The 18,815-nt window shown below is 68.0% G+C and carries 15 protein-coding genes; 9 read left to right on the forward strand and 6 right to left on the reverse strand.

Annotated features, from left to right (window positions below; all coding sequences use genetic code 11):
- Positions 1 to 5: 5 nt before the first annotated feature.
- From HLH34_RS11895 to HLH34_RS11915, 5 genes are read right to left on the reverse strand one after another with little or no spacing between them, the layout of a single operon-like run.
- Positions 6 to 1,364 carry an ABC transporter ATP-binding protein gene (locus HLH34_RS11895; RefSeq protein WP_244959908.1) on the reverse strand — a complete coding sequence of 453 codons (1,359 nt, stop codon included), beginning with the start codon at positions 1,362 to 1,364 and terminating at the stop codon, positions 6 to 8.
- An 11-nt stretch (positions 1,365 to 1,375) separates the two neighbouring features.
- Positions 1,376 to 3,106 (reverse strand): ABC transporter permease, encoded by a 1,731-nt coding sequence (locus tag HLH34_RS11900; protein WP_183119804.1) that lies wholly within the window; start codon positions 3,104 to 3,106, stop codon positions 1,376 to 1,378.
- A 39-nt stretch (positions 3,107 to 3,145) separates the two neighbouring features.
- Positions 3,146 to 3,616 (reverse strand): dUTP diphosphatase, encoded by a 471-nt coding sequence (gene dut, locus HLH34_RS11905; RefSeq protein ID WP_183119805.1) that lies wholly within the window; start codon positions 3,614 to 3,616, stop codon positions 3,146 to 3,148.
- Positions 3,613 to 4,860 (reverse strand): bifunctional phosphopantothenoylcysteine decarboxylase/phosphopantothenate--cysteine ligase CoaBC, encoded by a 1,248-nt coding sequence (coaBC, locus tag HLH34_RS11910; RefSeq protein WP_183119806.1) that lies wholly within the window; start codon positions 4,858 to 4,860, stop codon positions 3,613 to 3,615. The genes dut and coaBC overlap by 4 nt, the downstream gene beginning before the upstream one ends.
- A gap of 2 nt (positions 4,861 to 4,862) precedes the next feature.
- The gene (locus HLH34_RS11915) at positions 4,863 to 5,657 is read right to left on the reverse strand and encodes a class I SAM-dependent methyltransferase (RefSeq protein WP_183119807.1); all 795 of its coding nucleotides are present in this window, start codon (positions 5,655 to 5,657) and stop codon (positions 4,863 to 4,865) included.
- Between the two features lie 29 nt (positions 5,658 to 5,686).
- On the opposite strand from HLH34_RS11915, the gene mutM reads away from it, so the two are divergent.
- The 7 genes from mutM to HLH34_RS11950 all read left to right on the forward strand — a co-directional run bounded on the left by mutM (position 5,687) and on the right by HLH34_RS11950 (position 14,719).
- Positions 5,687 to 6,550, forward strand: coding sequence for a bifunctional DNA-formamidopyrimidine glycosylase/DNA-(apurinic or apyrimidinic site) lyase (gene mutM / locus HLH34_RS11920; RefSeq protein WP_183119808.1), 864 nt, complete (start codon positions 5,687 to 5,689; stop codon positions 6,548 to 6,550).
- A gap of 123 nt (positions 6,551 to 6,673) precedes the next feature.
- Positions 6,674 to 6,943: a 30S ribosomal protein S20 gene (gene rpsT, locus HLH34_RS11925; RefSeq protein WP_183119809.1), complete on the forward strand. Its 270-nt coding sequence runs from the start codon at positions 6,674 to 6,676 to the stop codon at positions 6,941 to 6,943.
- Between the two features lie 419 nt (positions 6,944 to 7,362).
- Complete coding sequence (gene dnaA, locus HLH34_RS11930; RefSeq protein WP_183119810.1) at positions 7,363 to 8,811, forward strand: chromosomal replication initiator protein DnaA; 1,449 nt, start codon at positions 7,363 to 7,365, stop codon at positions 8,809 to 8,811.
- Between the two features lie 111 nt (positions 8,812 to 8,922).
- Complete coding sequence (dnaN, locus tag HLH34_RS11935) at positions 8,923 to 10,047, forward strand: DNA polymerase III subunit beta (protein WP_183119811.1); 1,125 nt, start codon at positions 8,923 to 8,925, stop codon at positions 10,045 to 10,047.
- 187 nt (positions 10,048 to 10,234) lie between these two features.
- Complete coding sequence (gene recF / locus HLH34_RS11940; protein WP_183119812.1) at positions 10,235 to 11,365, forward strand: DNA replication/repair protein RecF; 1,131 nt, start codon at positions 10,235 to 10,237, stop codon at positions 11,363 to 11,365.
- Between the two features lie 131 nt (positions 11,366 to 11,496).
- The gene (gene gyrB / locus HLH34_RS11945) at positions 11,497 to 13,923 is read left to right on the forward strand and encodes a DNA topoisomerase (ATP-hydrolyzing) subunit B (protein ID WP_183119813.1); all 2,427 of its coding nucleotides are present in this window, start codon (positions 11,497 to 11,499) and stop codon (positions 13,921 to 13,923) included.
- A 13-nt stretch (positions 13,924 to 13,936) separates the two neighbouring features.
- Positions 13,937 to 14,719 carry a DUF3108 domain-containing protein gene (locus tag HLH34_RS11950; RefSeq protein ID WP_183119814.1) on the forward strand — a complete coding sequence of 261 codons (783 nt, stop codon included), beginning with the start codon at positions 13,937 to 13,939 and terminating at the stop codon, positions 14,717 to 14,719.
- A gap of 13 nt (positions 14,720 to 14,732) precedes the next feature.
- Here HLH34_RS11950 and HLH34_RS11955 read toward each other — a convergent pair whose 3' ends face one another.
- On the reverse strand, positions 14,733 to 15,425 hold the full coding sequence (locus HLH34_RS11955) for an HAD-IA family hydrolase (RefSeq protein WP_240161431.1): 693 nt from the start codon (positions 15,423 to 15,425) through the stop codon (positions 14,733 to 14,735).
- Between the two features lie 108 nt (positions 15,426 to 15,533).
- Between HLH34_RS11955 and glmU the strand changes: the two genes are divergently transcribed.
- Both glmU and glmS read left to right on the forward strand, forming a co-directional pair.
- Positions 15,534 to 16,907, forward strand: coding sequence for a bifunctional UDP-N-acetylglucosamine diphosphorylase/glucosamine-1-phosphate N-acetyltransferase GlmU (glmU, locus tag HLH34_RS11960; RefSeq protein WP_183119815.1), 1,374 nt, complete (start codon positions 15,534 to 15,536; stop codon positions 16,905 to 16,907).
- Positions 16,907 to 18,730, forward strand: coding sequence for a glutamine--fructose-6-phosphate transaminase (isomerizing) (glmS, locus tag HLH34_RS11965; RefSeq protein WP_183119816.1), 1,824 nt, complete (start codon positions 16,907 to 16,909; stop codon positions 18,728 to 18,730). Before glmU ends, glmS begins: the two co-directional genes overlap by 1 nt.
- Positions 18,731 to 18,815 lie beyond the last annotated feature (85 nt).

Below are 18,815 nucleotides of genomic sequence, written 5' to 3' on the forward strand. Positions count from 1 at the left end.
CGCGTCTACGAGGTTTCCTCGTCCAGGAACAACTGATCGGCTTCCTCGTCGAAATCGAACAATTCGGCGTAGCGGGACCAGCCGATCAGCGTCTGCAGCGTCTGCTTGGCGTAGTCGGGGGACATGCTGTCCTCCAGTTCGTCGCGGAAGCGTTCGGCGCTGGCACGATGGTTCGGCCGTTCGTCCAGGACGGCGCGGATCGTGCGGACCAGCGGAATATTGTGCAGCAGGCTGTGCCACAGGATGTGCTTGCGTTCGTCATGTGTGCTCTGGACGAAGCGGGCGCCTTCCTGTGTCAGGATGATGTCGCCGTCTTCCAGTTCGGCGAATTCCAGAAGTTGCAGCGATTCGCCCAGCGGAAACAGGTCGTCCAGCTCCAGTTGCAGCCGCGACGCCAGCAGCGGCAGGTCCGCCCGCCCGTCCAGCGGATCGGCCGCCAGTGTCTCCATCATGCCCACCATGGTGTTGATAGGCAGCGAGGGCAGGGCGATCTGGGCCACCGGGACCGGCAGGGGGCCTTCCTCGCCGGGCAGTTCGGCTTCCGAGACGATGGGCGCGCGACGGGTCATCAGCGCGTAGATCCGGTCCACCACCTGCCGGAAGGCGGGGTCCTCGCGATTGCGGGGATGGGCGAACGGCACCATCAGTTCATGCGCCACCCGTCCCGGATTGGACGAAAAGACCAGGATGCGGTCGCACATCAGCACCGCCTCCTCGATATTGTGCGTCACCAGCAGCACCGATTTGATGGGCAGGCGGCGTTCGGCCCACAGTTCGATCAGGTCGGTGCGCAGGTTTTCCGCCGTCAGCACGTCCAGCGCCGAGAATGGTTCGTCCATCAGCAGCAGGTCGGGATGCACGACCAGCGCCCGGGCCAGGCCGACACGCTGGCGCATGCCGCCCGACAATTCCTTTGGATAGGCGTTTTCGTATCCGCCCAGGCCGATCAGGTCGATGGCGTTTTCGGCCAGGCGTTCGCGCTCGGCCGCCGGCACGCCCTTTGCCTCCAGCCCCAGTTCGACATTCTTCTGCACGGTCAACCAGGGGAACAGCGCGAAGGACTGGAAGACCATCGCGATGCCCGGCGCGGGGCCGTCAAGTTCGCGCCCCTTCCACAAGACCTCGCCCGATGTCGGCGGCAGCAGGCCCGCGATGATGCGCAGCAGGGTGGATTTGCCGGACCCCGAACGCCCCAGCAACCCGACGATCTCGCCGGATCGCAAGGTCAGGTGCACGTCGTCCAGCACCACCAGGTCGGCCGCGCTTTCCTTGTGATAGGCCTGCCGGCAGCCGACGATACGGATCAGTTCGTCATGTTCCTGGCCGGCGGGTGCGGCGGCGGCCAGGGGCATCGCATGGGGCATCACGTGGGGCCTCAGCTGAAGGTGAAATGGCGACGGGCATATTCGGCAAGCGGACGCCAGATCGCGCGGTTGAACAGCAGGACGAAGGCGGCCATGACCGTCATGCCCAGCCCGACATGCGCGGTATCGCCGCGCAGGGTGGCGTGGGCGATGTAGGCGCCCAGCCCGTGGGCCGCCAGATGGACATCGCCCCAGTTGGCGACCTCGGCGGCGATGGCGGCGTTCCAGGCGCCGCCCGATGCCGCGATCGCCCCGGTGATGTAATAGGGGACGATGCCGGGCAGGATCACCCGCAGCCACCACAGGCGCCCGCCCACATGCAGGCTGCGTGCGACCTCCAGCAGGTCGGCGGGGTAGGACGCCGCCCCGGCCACCACGTTGAACAGGATGTACCACTGCGTTCCAAGGATCATCAGCGGCGTCAGCCAGATGTCGCTGGCCAAGTGGAAATGAACGATGACCACCACGAAGATCGGGAAGAACAGGTTGGCGGGAAAGGCCGCCATGAACTGCGCGACGAACTGCGTGCGGCGGGCCCGCGTTGCGTCCAGCCCAAGCCATACCCCCGCCGGCACCCAGATCAGCGAGGCCAGCAGCACCATCGCGATCACCCGGATCAGGGTCAGCCCGCCCAGGCCGATGACATGCCAGATCTCGGCCAGCGGGAACGTGGCGTGGACGTACTGCCAGACCTGCCAGGCCGCGACGGCGCAGAGTCCGGTCAGCAACGTGGCCCACCCCGCGTCCTTCACGCGTTCGGGCACCCGCAATTTGGGGCGGCGGGCATCCGACGGGCGCCGCCCCAGCGGCAGGCCGCCGATCGCCGTCAGCCCGTTGCCGATCGAATCCGTCACCCGCCGCAGCAGGGCGGTGCGGCGCAGCAGCACCAGCATCCAGGGGTCGCCGCCCGAGCGCACGTCGATCGTCGAGGTGGCGAAACGCGACGACCACGCGACCAGCGGGCGGAAGACCAGCTGGTCGTATCCCAAGATGACCACCAGCATCGTGACGATGGCGTAAAGCACCGCCCACAGGTTGCGCTGGGCGATGGCGGTGCCGACATACGACCCGATACCGGGCAGCAGGACGTCGGTATTCCCGACGGTGATCGTCTCGGAATACACCACCATGAACCAGCCGCCCGACATCGATATCATGGCGTTCCACACCAGCCCGGGCACCGCGAACGGGACCTCCAGCCGCCAGAATTTCTGCCAGGATGTCAGGCGGAACCCGCGCGCCACTTCCTCCAGGTCGGGCGGGATGCTGCGTAGGGACTGATACATGCTGAAGGCCATGTTCCAGGCCTGGCTGGTGAAGATCGTGAAGATCGCCGCCAGTTCGGCCCCCATGACCTGGCCGGGGAACAACCCCATGAAGAACACGACCGTGAAGGTCAGGAACCCCAGGATCGGGACGGATTGCAGCACGTCCAGCACCGGGATCAGGATCAGCCCCGCGCGGCGGCTCTTGGCCGCCCAGACGGCGTAGGTGAAGGTGAACAGCAGGGAGGCCATCAGGGCCGCGAACATGCGCAGCGTAGTCCGCACGGCATATCCGGGCAGCCAGGAGGGGTCCAGATGGATGGTCGCCGCGTTGGGCGCGGACAGGGGCGCCAGCATGTGGCGGCCGGCCGAGGCCAGCAGGACGGCCAGCCCCATGAGGCACAGCAGGGCGGCGAGGTCGAACAGGTTGGGGCGGCCCTGGCGGGACGTCTGGGCGGGGAGCGTGCTCGCCGTCATGAACCTAACTTTCCTGCTCTATTGGCGGCGCGCCTGGCCTCAGGCTGCGGGGGCCGCCGTTCCCGTGCTGCCGAATCCGCCGCCCGAGCGCGCCGTTTCATCCAGTGTCCCGACCTCGTGCCAGCCGGCGCGGACGACGGGGGCCAGCACGCCCTGGGCGATGCGCATGCCGCGCTCGATCGTCACCGCCTCGGTGCCGGTATTCAGCAGGATGATGCCGATTTCCCCGCGATAATCCTCGTCGATCGTACCGGGCGTGTTGGGCAGGGTGATCCCGTGCTTCAGGGCCAGTCCCGAACGCGGGCGGACCTGCAGTTCATATCCCGCCGGCAGGGCGATGCACAGGCCGGTCGGGACCAGGACGCGGGTGCCTGGCGCGACGATGACGGGCGAGGCGACCGCGGCCAGGAAATCCATGCCCGCGGCACCGGCCGTCGCATAGGTCGGCAGGGGCAAGCCCTCGGCATGGGGCAGGCGTCGGACGGCGACAGGGACGGTGGGGGCGGTCATGCGGGACTCCGGTCGGGGGAAAAATATTCGGCGATCCGTTGCGCCAGGCGCTGCGCCACGGCCTCTTTCGTCAGTCTGGGCCAGCGTTCGGAGCCGTCGGCGGAGATCAGGACGATCTCGTTTTCCGCGCCACCCATGATACCGGTTTCGGGCCGCACGTCGTTCGCGACGATCCAGTCGCATCCCTTCGCCACGCGCTTCGCCGCCGCGTACCGCTCCAGGTCATGGGTTTCGGCCGCGAAGCCGACCACCAGGGCCGGGCGCGCCGGCCCGGCGGCGGCAAGGTGCGCCAGGATATCCGGGTTGGGCGCCAGGGTCAGGACGGGGGCGGTGGCTCCCGGGGCCTTCTTCATCTTGCGGTCGGTGGGGTTGGCGACGTGCCAGTCGGCGACGGCGGCGGTGCAGACGGCGATATCGCAGGGCAGGGCGGCCCGGCACGCCGCCAGCATCTGGGTGGCGGTTTCGACCCGCCGCACGTCGATGCCCGGCGGCGGCGGCAGATCCACCGGGCCACTGACCAGGGTGACGCGCGCGCCACGCGCGGCCAGCGCGGCGGCGATGGCATAGCCCTGGCGGCCGGACGAGCGGTTGGCCAGGTAGCGCACCGGGTCGATCGGCTCATGCGTCGGCCCGGCGGTGACAAGGGCATGGCGCCCGGCGAGAGAGGGCCCGGCCGCGGCGCCGTGGTCCAGATGCCGGAAGATGGCATCGGCCAGCGTGGGCGGTTCGGCCAGCCGTCCGGGTCCGGTCTCGTTGCAGGCCATCAGGCCGACCTCCGGCCCCACCACCGCTACCCCGCGGGCCCGCAGGGTCGCCATGTTGGCCTGCGTGGCCGGGTGGTCCCACATCCGCACGTTCATCGCCGGTGCGACCATGACCGGCTTGTCGGTCGCCAGCAGCAGCGTGGTGGCCAGGTCGTCGGCCATTCCGACCGCCATCCGGGCCAGGATGTCCGCCGTCGCCGGGCATACCACCAGAAGGTCGCAAGCGCGCGACAGGACGATATGCCCCATCTCGCTTTCGTCGGTCAGGGAAAACAGGTCGGAAAAGACGCGCTCGCCCGTCAGGGCCTGGAGGCTGAGCGGGGTCACGAATTGCGCGCCGGCCGCCGTCAGCACCACGCGCACGCGCACGCCCCGCGCCGTCAGCAGGCGAATCAGTTCCAGGCTTTTATAGGCCGCAATGCCCCCGCAGACGATCAGCAGGACTGACCGCCCGTCGGGTGCGGGGGCGTGCGGCGTCACGGTCAGATCCGCCAGCCCGAATGGATGGCCGCGATCCCGCCCGACAGATTGCGGTACGAGACATGTTCCAGCCCCGCGTCGCGCATCATGCCGGCCAGGGTCTCCTGGTCGGGGAACATGCGGATGCTTTCGGCGAGGTACTGGTAGCTTTCGCGGTCGCCGGCGATCGCGGCCCCCATCCGGGGCAGCACCTGGAAGGACCATGCATCATAGACCGGCGACAGCGCCGCCACCTGCACGCGCGAGAATTCGAGGCAGAGAAACCGCCCGCCCGGACGCAGGACGCGCCGCGCCTCGCGCAGGACCGCGTCCTTGTCGGTGCAGTTGCGCAGGCCGAATGCGATGGACACCCGGTCGACCGAGCGGTCGGGCAGGGGGATGGCCTCGGCGTCCATCACGGCGAAGCGCAGGCTGGAAATCAGGCCGCGTTCCAGCGCGCGGCCGCGGCCGACGGCCAGCATGTTGGCATTGATGTCCGACAGGATCGCCTGGCCGCCGCCGGCCCGCAGCCAGCCGAACGAGATATCGCCCGTTCCCCCGGCCAGATCCAGCAGGGTCAGGTCCGCATGGGCGCCCAGTTCCGTGATGAAGATCTTCTTCCAGGCCCGATGGATGCCCAGCGACATGACGTCGTTCATGATGTCGTACCGCGAGGCCACGCTGTCGAAGACGGCGCGGACCATCGGTTTCTTTTCGGCGATCGGAACGTCGCGGAAGCCGAAATCGGTGGTGTCCGCGTGGGCGGGATGGGGCATTGCGGAGTCCGCAAACGGGGGCTGGATGGTATTGTCGGTCATGGACCAAGGATATAACCTCAGATCCGGTCATGCCGGAACTCCCTGAAGTCGAAACAGTGATGCGTGGGATGCGATTGCATCTCGAAGGCCAGGTGATCGCGCGGGCGATGGTCCGGCGGGACGGGCTGCGTTTTCCGTTCCCCGAGCGGCTGGCCGCGCGCCTGGCCGGGGCCAGGATCGTCGATTTCCGGCGGCGGGCCAAATATATCCTGATGCGGCTGGATCGCGGGGAAACCCTGCTGCTGCACCTGGGCATGTCCGGGCGCGTTCTGCTGTCGGGGCCGGGGGATGCGCCGCCGGACGACCCGGCGCGGCACGAGCACCTGGCCTTCGAGACGGAAAGCGGCGCGCGATTCGGCCTGATCGACCCCAGGCGCTTCGGCGCGGTCGATCTGATGCCCACCGCGGACGAGGACCGGCACCGCCTGCTGGTCCGCCTCGGCCCCGAGCCACTGGGAAACCAGTTTTCGCAACGCTGGCTGCACAAGGTCCTGGCCGGGCGCCGCACGTCGATCAAGGCGGCACTGCTGGACCAGGCCGTCGTGGCGGGCCTGGGTAATATCTATGTGTCGGAGTCGCTGTTCCGCGCGTCGATCCACCCCGCACGCCTGGCCTGCACCCTGGACGAGCGCGAGGAGGCGGCCCTGGTCAGGGCGGTCCGCGCCGTGCTGCGCGAGGCGATCGCGGCGGGGGGATCAAGCCTGCGCGACTATGTCCGGCCGGATGGGGAGCTGGGCTATTTCCAGCATGCCTGGCGCGTCTACGGCCGCGCCGGACAGGGGTGTCCGGATTGCCCGGGCGGGACGGCCTGTGGGGGTGTGGTACGGATCGTCCAGGCCGGACGCTCGACCTTCTTCTGCCCCCGGACCCAGATCCCGGGTGACGAAGAATGATTGTTCCGCGAAGACGTGTCTTGACGAGGGATGAAGCCTTGGACTAGATCGCCAGCCTGATCTGGATGTCCGCACACGTCAGGCGGCGGACTTCGTAACCTGATTTATGCTGAACTGAGAACGATGGCCAATACCGCATCCGCGCGCAAGCGCATCCGTCAGAACGAGCGCCGCAACGCGCGCAACACGGCACGCGTCTCGCGCATGCGCACCTTCATCAAGAAGGTCGAGACCGCGATCGCGACCGGCAACAAGCAGCAGGCGGCCGACGCCCTGCGCGAGGCCCAGCCGGAAATGCAGCGGGCATCGGGCAAGGGCGTCATTCACGCCAACACCGTTGCGCGCAAGCTCTCCCGCCTGTCCGCCCGCATCAAGGCGATCGCCGCAGCGTGATGGGCTGACGACCCGGTATTATTTTCCTTGGGGAAAGTAACGGGTTTGTGGACGGTGAAAATTCAGTAAAAGTCGGGCCAGGCGTTTCGGCGCTGGGCCCGGCTTTTGCTTTATTACGCAAGTTCCTGTCAGTCTGGCTGGCCGGGTTTCGGGTGTTTGGCGCGGCTGGTCCTCCAGTTTTTCGTTGCCTCCGCCCGGCCCGTGACTTACTATTCGCGTCTTCCTGTCGTAATGATTGGTGAAGCGATGTGACCGCACCCGGCAGGGTGTCGGGCAGGTGGAAAACTGTGCCTGTCGAACGGGAATGCCTGCCGGAAGGCGGGCGCTGCGCGATGGGTGATATCTTGGTGTCTGGACACAACCGTGCGGAATTATCCGTGCAACCGGGCAGTCATGTCCTCGAACGGCCGGGAGTTGGGATGACGGGCGAATTGGGTGGATATGATGCCGTCGCGGAGGCTCGGTCGGCCCGGAATATCCTCGATATCCACTGGACCCGGATCTGCGCCCGGCTGCAGGCCGAAGTGGGCGAGGTTGAGTACCGGACCTGGCTGAAGCAGATCACGATCGGCCCCGTCGATGGGGACGAGATCACCCTGAACCTGCCCACCCGTTTCCTGCGCGACTGGGTGCGCAGCCAATATGGCGATCGTCTCAGCACGCTGTGGAATGCCGAAATCCCCGAGATCCGCCGGGTGGAATTGCAGGTCGCCCGCGCCGATGGCCCGGCGGCCGTGTCTCCGTCGCCCTCGGTTGCGGCCGACGTCGCGACGGGCGCCGACGATCGGGGCGCTGCACCGGCTGCGCCGGCGGCCGAGGACCGGGTTCCGGAAAATCGCAACGATCTGGCGGCGCCGCTCGATCCGCGCTTCACCTTCGATACTTTCGTCGTCGGCAAGCCGAACGAATTTGCCTATGCCTGCGCGCGCCGGGTGGCCGAACGGCCGTCCAGCCCGGGATTCAACCCGCTGTTCCTGTATGGCGGCGTCGGGCTGGGCAAGACGCATCTGATGCATGCCATCGGGTCGGAACTGGTGCGGGGCGGGGCGGTGTCGGTCGCCTACATGTCGGCCGAGAAGTTCATGTACCGCTTCATCGCCGCCATCCGGTCGCAATCGACGATGGAATTCAAGGAGCAGCTTCGGTCGGTCGACGTGCTGATGATCGACGATCTGCAGTTCCTGATCGGCAAGGACAACACGCAGGAAGAATTCTTCCACACCTTCAACGCCCTGGTGGATGCGGGCCGGCAGATCGTCGTGTCGGCCGACAAGTCGCCGTCCGACCTGTCGGGGCTGGAGGATCGGCTGCGGACCCGGCTGGGCTGCGGCATGGTGGCCGACATCCATGCCACGACGTTCGAGTTGCGGATTTCCATTCTGGAATCTAAGGCCGCGGCGTCCGGTGTCGCCGTTCCGGGCAAGGTGCTGGAATTCCTGGCGCACAAGATCACGTCCAACGTCCGCGAACTGGAAGGCGCGCTGAACCGGTTGATCGCGCATGCCAACCTGTTCGGCCGGCCGGTGACGCTTGAGGCGACGCAGGATGTGCTGCACGACATCCTCAAGGCCCACGACCGCCGGGTGACGATCGAGGAAATCCAGCGCAAGGTGTCCGAGCACTGGAATATCCGCCTGACCGACATGTCGTCGGCCCGCCGGGCCCGCGCGGTCGCGCGGCCGCGGCAGGTGGCAATGTACCTGGCCAAGCAGTTGACCAGCCGCTCGCTGCCGGAAATCGGCCGAAAATTCGGCAATCGCGACCATACCACCGTCATGCATGCCGTCGCCCGCGTCACCGAGCTGATGGAACGCGACACCGCGTTCGCCGAGGACGTCGAGCTTCTGCGGCGCATGCTCGAGAGCTGATGGCGCGGCCGAGCGCGCGGGGCCTTTCCGCGGCCGCCCGGCGCTGCTAGAGCTAATGCCCCGTCGGGCTGGCCAGGGCGGGTTTATGCCGGGCAAGGAGATTCTGTACCGATGAAGCTGAAGGCTGACCGCGCGACACTGCTCAAGGCGCTCGCCCATATCCAGAGTGTCGCCGAGAAGCGGAACACCATTCCGATCCTGGCCAATGTCCTGATCAACGTCGCCGATGGCCGGCTGACGCTGACCGCGACGGACATGGAAATCGCGGTGGTCGAGGAAATCGGCGCCGAGACCAGCCGGAACGGCGCGGTGACGGCGCCCGCCGCCGTCTTGTACGAGATCGTCCGCAAGCTTCCGGACAGCGTCGCCATCGAACTGGACCACGCGGGCGGCGACGCGCCACTGGCCCTGCGGGCCGGGCGCTACGCCACCAGCCTGAACGTGCTGGACGTGGATGATTTCCCGTCGATGATGGCCGGCACCCTGCCGCATCACTTCACCATGCCCGCCGCCGTGCTGCGGGGCCTGATCGACCGGACGCGCTTCGCGATCTCGACCGAGGAAACCCGGTATTACCTCAACGGGATCTATCTGCATGTCGCGACCGTCGAGGGCGGCAGCATGCTGCGCGCCGTCGCGACCGACGGCCACCGCCTGGCGCGGGTCGAAACCGAGGTTCCGCCCGGGGCCGAGGGCATGCCCGGCGTCATCGTGCCGCGCAAGACGATCGCCGAACTGCGCAAGCTGCTGGACGAGGGGGCCGAGAACGTCACGGTCGCCCTGTCGGATACGCGCATCCAGTTCACCGTCGGCACCGTCACGCTGACGTCGAAGCTGATCGACGGCACCTTCCCGGAATATGACCGCGTGATCCCGCGCGGCAACGACAAGATCCTGCGGGTAGGGAAGCGCGATTTCTCGGACGCCGTGGCTCGCGTCGCCGCCATCAGCCAGGAGCGTTCGCGCCCCGTCAAACTGTCGATCGGCCGCAACCTGCTGACCCTGTCGGCGGTCAGCCCGGACCAGGGGACGGCCAAGGAAGAGCTCGACGACAATCACGTCAGCTACGAATCCGATCCGCTGGAGATCGGGTTCCAGGCCCGCTACCTGAACGACATCACGGACCAGATTGAACGTGATGTCGAATTCGCATTCTCGGACAGTTCGGCGCCGACCATCGTGCGCGACGTGGGCAGCCCGTCGGCATTGTATGTCCTGATGCCGATGCGAGTCTGAGAAGCTGTTTGATAAAATGGGTATGCCGGCGATCCGACGCGCGTTTTCTGTGCTCCGATGCTCACGGCCGTTAAGGCCGCTCCGCTTCGGTGCTCGAAAACACACGCCGGGCGTGCCGCTGCGCGGCACTCTCGCTCGGCCTGCCCACTTTTCAAACAGCTTCTGACCGGGAGTCGTCAGGGTCGCCATGGCGCGTCTCGAACGGCTGGCCCTGACTGATTTCAGGAATTACCGCCATCTGGTCTGGCGGCCGTCTTCGCCTGTGGCGGTGGTGACGGGCGAAAACGGCAGCGGCAAGACCAATTTGCTGGAGGCCCTGTCGCTGCTGGTGCCCGGGCGTGGCCTGCGGGGTGCGCGCAATGCGGAGATCGTGCGGCATGGCGTGTCGGCCTGGGGCGTCGCCGCACGGTTCGGCAGCGGTGCCGCCCTGCCCGTCGATATTGCAACCGGCAGCGACCCGGCCCGACCCGAACGACGGGTCTTCCGGATGGATGGCGAGACACTGCGCAGCCAGGCCGGCCTGTCCGATCATCTGTCCGCCGTCTGGCTGACCCCGCAAATGGATCGCCTGTTCCTGGAGGGGTTGCCCGGCCGCCGCCGCTTCCTGGACCGGCTGGTGCTGGCGCTGGAACCGGGACACGCGCGCGAACTGGCCGCCCACGACCAGGCGATGGCGCAGCGGAACAGGCTGCTGGCGACGGGCCAGGCCGATCCGGCCTGGCTGGCGGCGCTGGAGGATTCGATGGCCCGGCACGCGGTGGCGGCTTCGGCGGCCCGCCTGGCGCTGGTGGCGCATCTGAACGAGGCCGGCGGAAGCGCGGTTCCCGACGGGTTTCCCCCCGCCCGGCTGGACATCGCCTGCGCCATTGCCGAGCGCCTGCGTGATCGCCCCGCCTTGGCGGTCGAGGACTGGCTGCGTGCGCGCCTGGCTGCCGATCGGCCGGCCGATGCCGCGCGCGGCGGCAGCGGCACGGGGGCGCACCGCACCGACCTGGCCCTGTCGGACCGGGCGACCGGCCGTGCGGCGGGGCAGGCCAGCACCGGCCAGCAGAAGGCGTTGCTGCTGGGCGTGATATTGGCGCATGCGGCCCTGATGGCGCGCACCCGGGGCGACGCGCCGATGATCCTGCTGGACGAGCCGCTGGTGCATCTGGACCGCACGCGGCGCGACGCCCTGTTCAGGACCATCGGCAGCTTCGACACCACGGTCCTGATGACTGGTACCGATGCCGAGCAGTTCCTGCCCCTGCGCGACCTTGCTGCGTTCGTGACCCCGCGCGACGATGAACTGCGCCCCCTGTTTCCCCCCGTGTCCTGATTTCGGCCGGCGGATGCTGGTTCGCCGGGCGGTAAGCCTGTATGATCCTGTCCTTCGACCAAGATTCTTGCCTGGAGCATCCGTCCGGTATGTCCGATCAATCCAATCCCGTTCAGAAACCCGATGTGGAGATGAGCGGGATCTCGCCCGACGACTCGGACTACGACGCCGCCTCGATCTCGGTCCTGAAAGGGCTGGACGCCGTTCGCAAGCGGCCGGGCATGTATATCGGCGACACCGATGACGGGTCGGGCCTGCACCATATGTGCTTCGAGATCATCGACAACGCGGTGGACGAGGCCCAGGCCGGCTTCGCCACGAGCTGCATCGTGACCCTGAACGGGGACGGCAGCGTGTCGGTGCGCGACAACGGGCGCGGTATTCCCACCGACATGCATGTCGACGAGGGCATCAGCGCGGCCGAGGTCGTGCTGACCAAGCTGCATGCCGGCGGCAAGTTCAACCAGAATTCCTACAAGGTGTCCGGCGGCCTGCACGGGGTGGGCGCTGCCGTCGTCAACGCTTTGTCGGAATGGATGGAAGTCCGGATCTGGCGGAACGGGCAGGAGCACATGATTCGCTTCCGCCACGGCGAACGCGACGCCCCGCTGGTGGTGGTCGGCCCCAGCGCCGAGCCGCGCGGCACGCTGGTCACGTTCAAGCCCAGCGTCGCGACCTTTACGAAGATCGAATTCGATTTCGCCATCCTGGAACGCCGCGTGCGCGAACTGGCCTTCCTCAATTCCGGCTTGCAGATCGTGCTGCGCGACGAGCGTCACGCCACGACGCGCGAGGACATCTTCCATTACCAGGGCGGGCTGGCCGCCTTCGTCGAATGGCTGGACCAGGGCAAGGCCGCGATCGTCGATCCGCCGATCACCGGCAGCCTGCAGAATGACGAGAACGGCATCAAGGTCGAATTCGCGCTGACCTGGAACGACAGTTTCCACGAGACGATGCTGTGTTTCACCAACAATATCCCCCAGCGCGACGGCGGGTCGCATCTGGCCGGGTTCCGGCAGGCGCTGACCCGCGTGGTCGGCCGTTATGCCGAGGGAAACAGCAGCAAGAAGGACAACCACGCCCTGGTGGGCGAAGACATGCGCGAGGGCCTGACGGCGGTGCTGTCGGTCAAGGTGCCCGACCCGAAATTCTCGTCCCAGACCAAGGACAAGCTGGTGTCGTCCGAGGTCCAGCCGGTCGTGCACGCGGCGGCGTCGGACATGATCGCGCACTGGTTCGAAACCCACCCCAAGGAGGCGCGGGCGATCGTCGCCAAGGTGATGGACGCCGCCGCCGCGCGCGAGGCCGCCCGCCGGGCGCGCGAACTGACGCGGCGCAAGGGGGTGCTCGACATCTCGTCGCTGCCCGGCAAGCTGGCGGATTGCCAGGAACGCGATCCCGCGCGCTCGGAACTGTTCATCGTCGAGGGGGATTCGGCCGGCGGCACCGCGAAGCAGGGGCGCGACCGGAAATTCCAGGCCATCCTGCCACTGAAGGGCAAGATCCTGAACGTGGAGCGCGCGCGATTCGACCGCATGCTCGGTTCGGCCGAGGTCGGCACCCTGATCACCGCGCTGGGCACCGGCATCGGGCGCGGCGACGTGGATCAGGGCGGGTTTTCCATCGACAAGCTGCGTTATCACCGCGTCGTCATCATGACGGACGCCGATGTCGACGGCTCGCACATCCGCACGCTGCTGCTGACCTTCTTCTTCCGCCAGATGCCCGAACTGATCGAACGGGGGCATCTCTATATCGCGCAGCCGCCGCTCTATCGCGCCAAGCGCGGCAATGACGAGCGGTATCTGAAGGACGACGCGGCGCTGGAAAAATACCTGCTGGACAAGGCGCTGGCCAATGCGTCGCTGCGCCTTGGCGACGGGCGCGTCGTCACCGGCGACGAACTGGCGACCGAAATCGCCTTTATCCGCGACGTGACGCGCGCCTTGCAGCGCCTGTCGGTCCGGGCGCCGATCTGGATCCTGGAACAGGCGGCGATTACCGGCGCCCTGAATGCCGACGTTGCCGTCGTCCAGGGCCGGGTCGCCAGCCTGCAGGCCCGCCTGGACGAGGTTTCGCTGCCCAACGAACGGGGCTGGAAAGTCGTCGCCAGCGCCGACGGGCTGGAACTGGCCCGCAGCGTGCGCGGCGTGGGCGAGGTCTATCGCCTGGACCCCGCAACGCTGCGCAGTGCCGAGGTCCGGTGGCTGGCCGAGCGGATGGAGCGGCTGATGGCCGATTTCTCGGGCACGGTGGAACTGACCCTGGACAGCACGACCCGGCCGGTGACCGGCCCCGCGTCGCTGTTCGACCGCGTCCTCGCGCAGGGACGGCGCGGCCTGTCGATCAACCGCTTCAAGGGGCTGGGCGAGATGAACGACGCCCAGCTGTGGGAAACCACGCTGGACCCGGCGATGCGGACCCTGTTGCAGGTCAAGGTCGGCGATGTGGAGAACGCGGCGCAGGTCTTCTCGACCCTGATGGGCGATGTGGTCGAACCGCGCCGCGATTTCATCGTCGGCAATGCCCTGAAGGTGGCCAATCTCGACGTCTAGGACAGGACCCGCGATGATCCGGGCGATCGTTCGCGTCCTGGCACTGGGCGCCGGCCTGGTGGCGGGGCCCGTGCTGGCGGCGGACATGCCGCCGCAGGTCGACCAGACCTATGCCGTGTACAGCCATGGCTTCCGGGTGCTGGCGATCTCGGCGCGTTACAGCATGACGCCCACGGGGTACGCCATTCGCGCGACGATGCAGAGCGGCGGCCTGATGGGGCTGCTGTTCCATATGAACATCACCTCGCAGGCGACGGGCCGGTTCGTCGACGATGGGGTCCAGCCGCTGACCTATGACAGCGCGGGCTTCTCGCGAGGGGCCGACCGGCATGTGGTCATGGCCTATGACGACGGCCGCGCGCGGATTGCCCTGCAAACCCCGCCCGAGACCGGGCGCGACCCGATCCCGGCCGACGACCTTGCCCCGGCGGTGGATTCCCTCAGTGCCCTGATGCGGCTGCAACAGGCGGTGCGGACCCGTCATGCCTGCGACGGGTCCGCCATCGTGTTCGACGGTGTGCGCCTGCTGCGCATGGAGGCCCGGACAGTCGGTGCCGGGCAGATGCCCGACGATTCGCGCCAGCCCTATCGCGGCACGGCGTTCCGCTGCGATTTCAGCGACGTGCAGATCGCCGGGTTTCGCCGGTCGGAGGGACCAGACTCCCCGGCCCGCCGTCCCATCCTGGGCAGCGTGTGGTTCCAGGATGTTCCGGGGATCGGGGAGACCGCCGTGCGGATCGTGTTCGACCATCCGAAGCTGGGTCGGCTGATGGTCATGCTGCGGCCGGAGGGCTGATCGCACCCAGGCTTTACGCCGGCACCAGTTGCGCCGCGAGATGCGGAATTTCGACCATCGCGTCGGCCCCGACGGTGGCCCCGGCTTCCATTTCGGGCCGGCCGTAGCCCCAGCGGGCGAAGACCGAGCCGACATGCGCGCCCGTCGCCGCCAGGATGTCATTGTGATGATCGCCCACCATGATCGCACGGGCCGGCATGCCGTGCGCCAGGCCGATGGTGCCCAGCAGATGCGCGGGGTCGGGTTTGCGGACAGGGAAGCTGTCGCCGCCGCCGATTGCGTCGAACCATCCGTCCAGCCCCAGAGCCGATACGATTCGCCGTGCGGCCTCGACCGGTTTGTTGGTGCAGATCGCCAGCATCCAGCCGTCGGCCTTCAACGTTTCCAGCGCGTAGGTGGTGCCGGGGAAGGGGCGCGACAGTTCGGTGGATCGGGGCGTGTAGTCGGCCATGTAGCGTGCCGCTGCCTGCTGCGGGTCGATCGACGCGGCGGCGTCCCCCGCATGGGCCAGCAGGCGCCGGACCAGGGCCGCGACGCCGTCGCCCACCATCGGGCGCACGATGTCCGGGGTGACGCCGGGCAGGCCGTACGAGGTCAGCAGGCGGTCGGCGCAGGCCGCCAGGTCGGGGAGGCTGTCCAGAAGGGTGCCGTCCATGTCGAACACGGCCAGGCGGGGGGCTGAGGAACGGGGACACTGTAGCGTCATGACGGAAACTCCTGCGGGGCGGTCGATGCAGTATTCCGTAAATCTAAGTGATGGTCATGGTCCCATCATGGATTTGACGCGGCGTCCCCCGCCCGCTACCCGCAAAACATGAATGCCACAGCAGAGTCCGCCCCCGTGAGGGGCACGGCCGCCCATCGTCCCGCCACGGCCGTCATCCTGGCGGCCGGGCTGGGCACCCGCATGAAATCCGACCGGCCCAAGGTCATGCATCCGCTGGCCGGGCGCCCGATGCTGCGTTACCTGCTGGACAATGCGGCGTCGGTCTTCGACCGGATCGTGGTGGTGGTCGGACCGGGCATGGAGCAGGTCGCGTCCCTGGCCGCCCCCCACGCGGTGGTCGTCCAGCACGACCGCCTGGGGACCGCGCACGCAGCCCTGCAGGCGGCCGACCTGTTCGGTGACGGCGACGTGGCGATCCTGTACGGGGACAACCCCCTGATCACCGCCGACACCATGCGCCGCCTGCTGGCCTGCCGGGCCGAGGATGGGGTGGGGCTGGCGCTGCTGGCGATGCGGCCGCGCGATCCGGCCCGCTATGGCCGTGTCGTGACCGAAGGCGGGCTGGTCCGGCGCATCGTCGAATGGGCGGACGCAACTCCGCAGGAGCGGGCGATTGATCTGTGCAACGCCGGGGTGCTGTGCGCCGGGGCCGACGCCTTCGGCGCGTGGCTGCACGCGGTCGGCAACGACAATGCCAAGGGCGAGTATTACCTGGGGGACGTCGTGGCCCAGGCGGTGGCGGACGGACGGCAGGTCCGCGCCGTAGAGGCAGCCGAGGACGAACTGCGCGGCATCAATTCCCGCGCCGAACTGGCCGAGGCCGAGGCCTGCGTCCAGGGACGGCTGCGGGCTGCGGCGCTGGACGGCGGGGCGACGCTGGTCGCGCCCGAGACGGTGTTCCTGTCCGCCGACACGGTGCTGGAGCCCGACGTGACAGTGCAGCCGCATGTCGTGTTCGGCCCCGGCGTGACGGTGCGGCGCGGGGCGGAGATCCGGGCGTTCAGCCATCTGGAAGGCTGCGTCGTCGGGCCGGGGGCGCTGATCGGCCCGTATGCCCGCCTGCGGCCGGGCAGCGATGTCGGGCCCGACGCGCATGTCGGCAATTTTGTGGAATTGAAGGCCGTGACGATGGGGGCGGGGGCCAAGGCCAACCACCTGACATATCTGGGTGATGCCACCGTCGGCCCAGGAACGAACATCGGGGCGGGGACGATAAGCTGTAACTACGACGGGGTGTTCAAGCACCGGACGACGATCGGGGAGGGGTGTTTCATCGGATCGGACTCGATCCTGGTGGCGCCGGTCGCCATCGGCGACGGGGCGCTGGTCGCCGCCGGCAGCGTGATTACCGAGGATGTGCCGCCCGGCGCCCTGGCGCTGGGCCGGGCGCGGCAGACCAACAAGGACGGGCGGGGCGCTGCAATGCGCGCGGCCCTGCGCAAGAAGAAGGAACAGGGCTGATGTGCGGCATTGTGGGTGTCGTCGGCAGCAATCAGGCCGCCCCGGTGATCTTCGGCGCACTGCGTCGCCTGGAATATCGCGGATACGATTCCGCCGGGATCGCTACCCTGGTGGATGGGCGGATCGAACGGCGGCGCGCGGCGGGCAAGCTGGATCATCTGGCGGCGCTGCTGGAGCGGATGCCGCTGGCGGGCATCACCGGGATCGGCCACACCCGCTGGGCGACCCATGGCGCGCCGACCGAAAACAATGCTCACCCCCACGGCACCGCGCGCGTGTCGGTGGTTCATAACGGGATCATCGAGAATTTCGAGGAGCTGCGCCGGGAACTGGAAGCCGCCGGCCAGGTCTTCACCACCGAAACCGATAGCGAGACCATCGCCCAGATGGTCGATTTCCATCTGGCCCGGGGCCTGTCGCCGCGTGACGCGGCCTTCGCCACCCTGCGCCGGCTGGAAGGCGCCTATGCACTGGCCATGATCTTCGCCGGCCACGACGGCCTGGTCATCGGCGCGCGGCACGGCGCGCCGCTGGTCGTGGGATATGGCGAGAACGAGATGTTCCTGGGCTCCGACAGCCTGGCGCTGGCGCCGCTGACGCGCCGGATCGCCTATATGGATGACGGGGACTGGGTGGTCGTGACCCCCGAGGGTGCCGAATTCTTCGACGCGTCGGGCGAGCGGGTGGCGCGCGAGATCCGCGTCACCGCCCTGATCGCCGGCGCGATCGGCAAGGACGGCTACCGCCATTACATGGAAAAGGAACTGCACGAGCACCCGGTGGTGATCGGCCAGACCCTGCAGCGCCTGATCGACCCGGCCACCCGCCGGGTGGTCCTGCCGGACCTGCCCTTCGACATGGCGTCGGTTCCCCGTGCGGTGATCACGGCGTGCGGTTCGGCGTTCTATGCCGGCATGATCGGGCGCTACTGGCTGGAAAGCGTGGCGCGGATTCCGGTCGATATCGATGTGGCCAGCGAAATGCGCTACCGCGACCCGCCGCTGACCCCGGGTGGGATGGGCCTGCTGATTTCCCAATCCGGCGAGACCGCCGACACGCTGGCGGCCCTGCGCGGCATGCGCGCGCACCGCCAGCACATCGTGTCGGTCCTGAATGTCGAGCAGAGCACGATGGCCCGCGAAAGCGACGTCGTGCTGGGGACCGCGGCGGGGCCGGAAATCTCGGTCGCCAGCACCAAGGCGTTCACCGCGCAATTGTCCGTCCTGGCGTGTCTGGCCATCGCGGCCGGTCGCCAGCGCGGCGTCGTGTCGCCCGACCAGGAACAGGCGCTGGTCGCCTCTCTGCTGGACCTGCCCAGCCGCGCCGGCGAGGTGTTCGACCAGGCCGACGCCATCCGCCGGATGGCGGCCGTCATCGCGGGGGCGCGGGATGTGCTTTACCTTGGGCGCGGATCGTCCTTCCCGGTGGCCCTGGAAGGGGCGCTGAAGCTCAAGGAAGTGTCGTACATTCACGCCGAGGCCTATGCGGCGGGCGAGATGAAGCACGGGCCGATCTCGCTGATCGACCAGACGGTGCCGATCGTGGCGACCGTGCCCTCGGGACGCCTGTTCGAGAAGACGCTGTCGAATCTTCAGGAGGCCCGCGCGCGCGGCGGCCGCCTGCTGGTCTTTACCGATACGCAGGGGGCGGAACGCCTGCGGGGCATCGCGGAAATCGTGGTCGCGATTCCGACCGTCGACGAGTTTACCGCACCGGTTTTGCAGACCATTCCTGTCCAGATGCTGGCCTACGAGGTCGCGTTGCTGAAAGGTACCGACGTCGATCAGCCCCGCAACCTCGCCAAATCCGTGACGGTCGAATAAGCGCCCGCGCGGCCATGGCGGCCCGCCCATGCCCGCCGGACAGGTCGGGCATGGGTGCCGGGCGTTGTCATGAACGGCGAGAGGA

This window comes from Gluconacetobacter azotocaptans (assembly GCF_014174355.1).
Lineage (GTDB): Bacteria > Pseudomonadota > Alphaproteobacteria > Acetobacterales > Acetobacteraceae > Gluconacetobacter > Gluconacetobacter azotocaptans.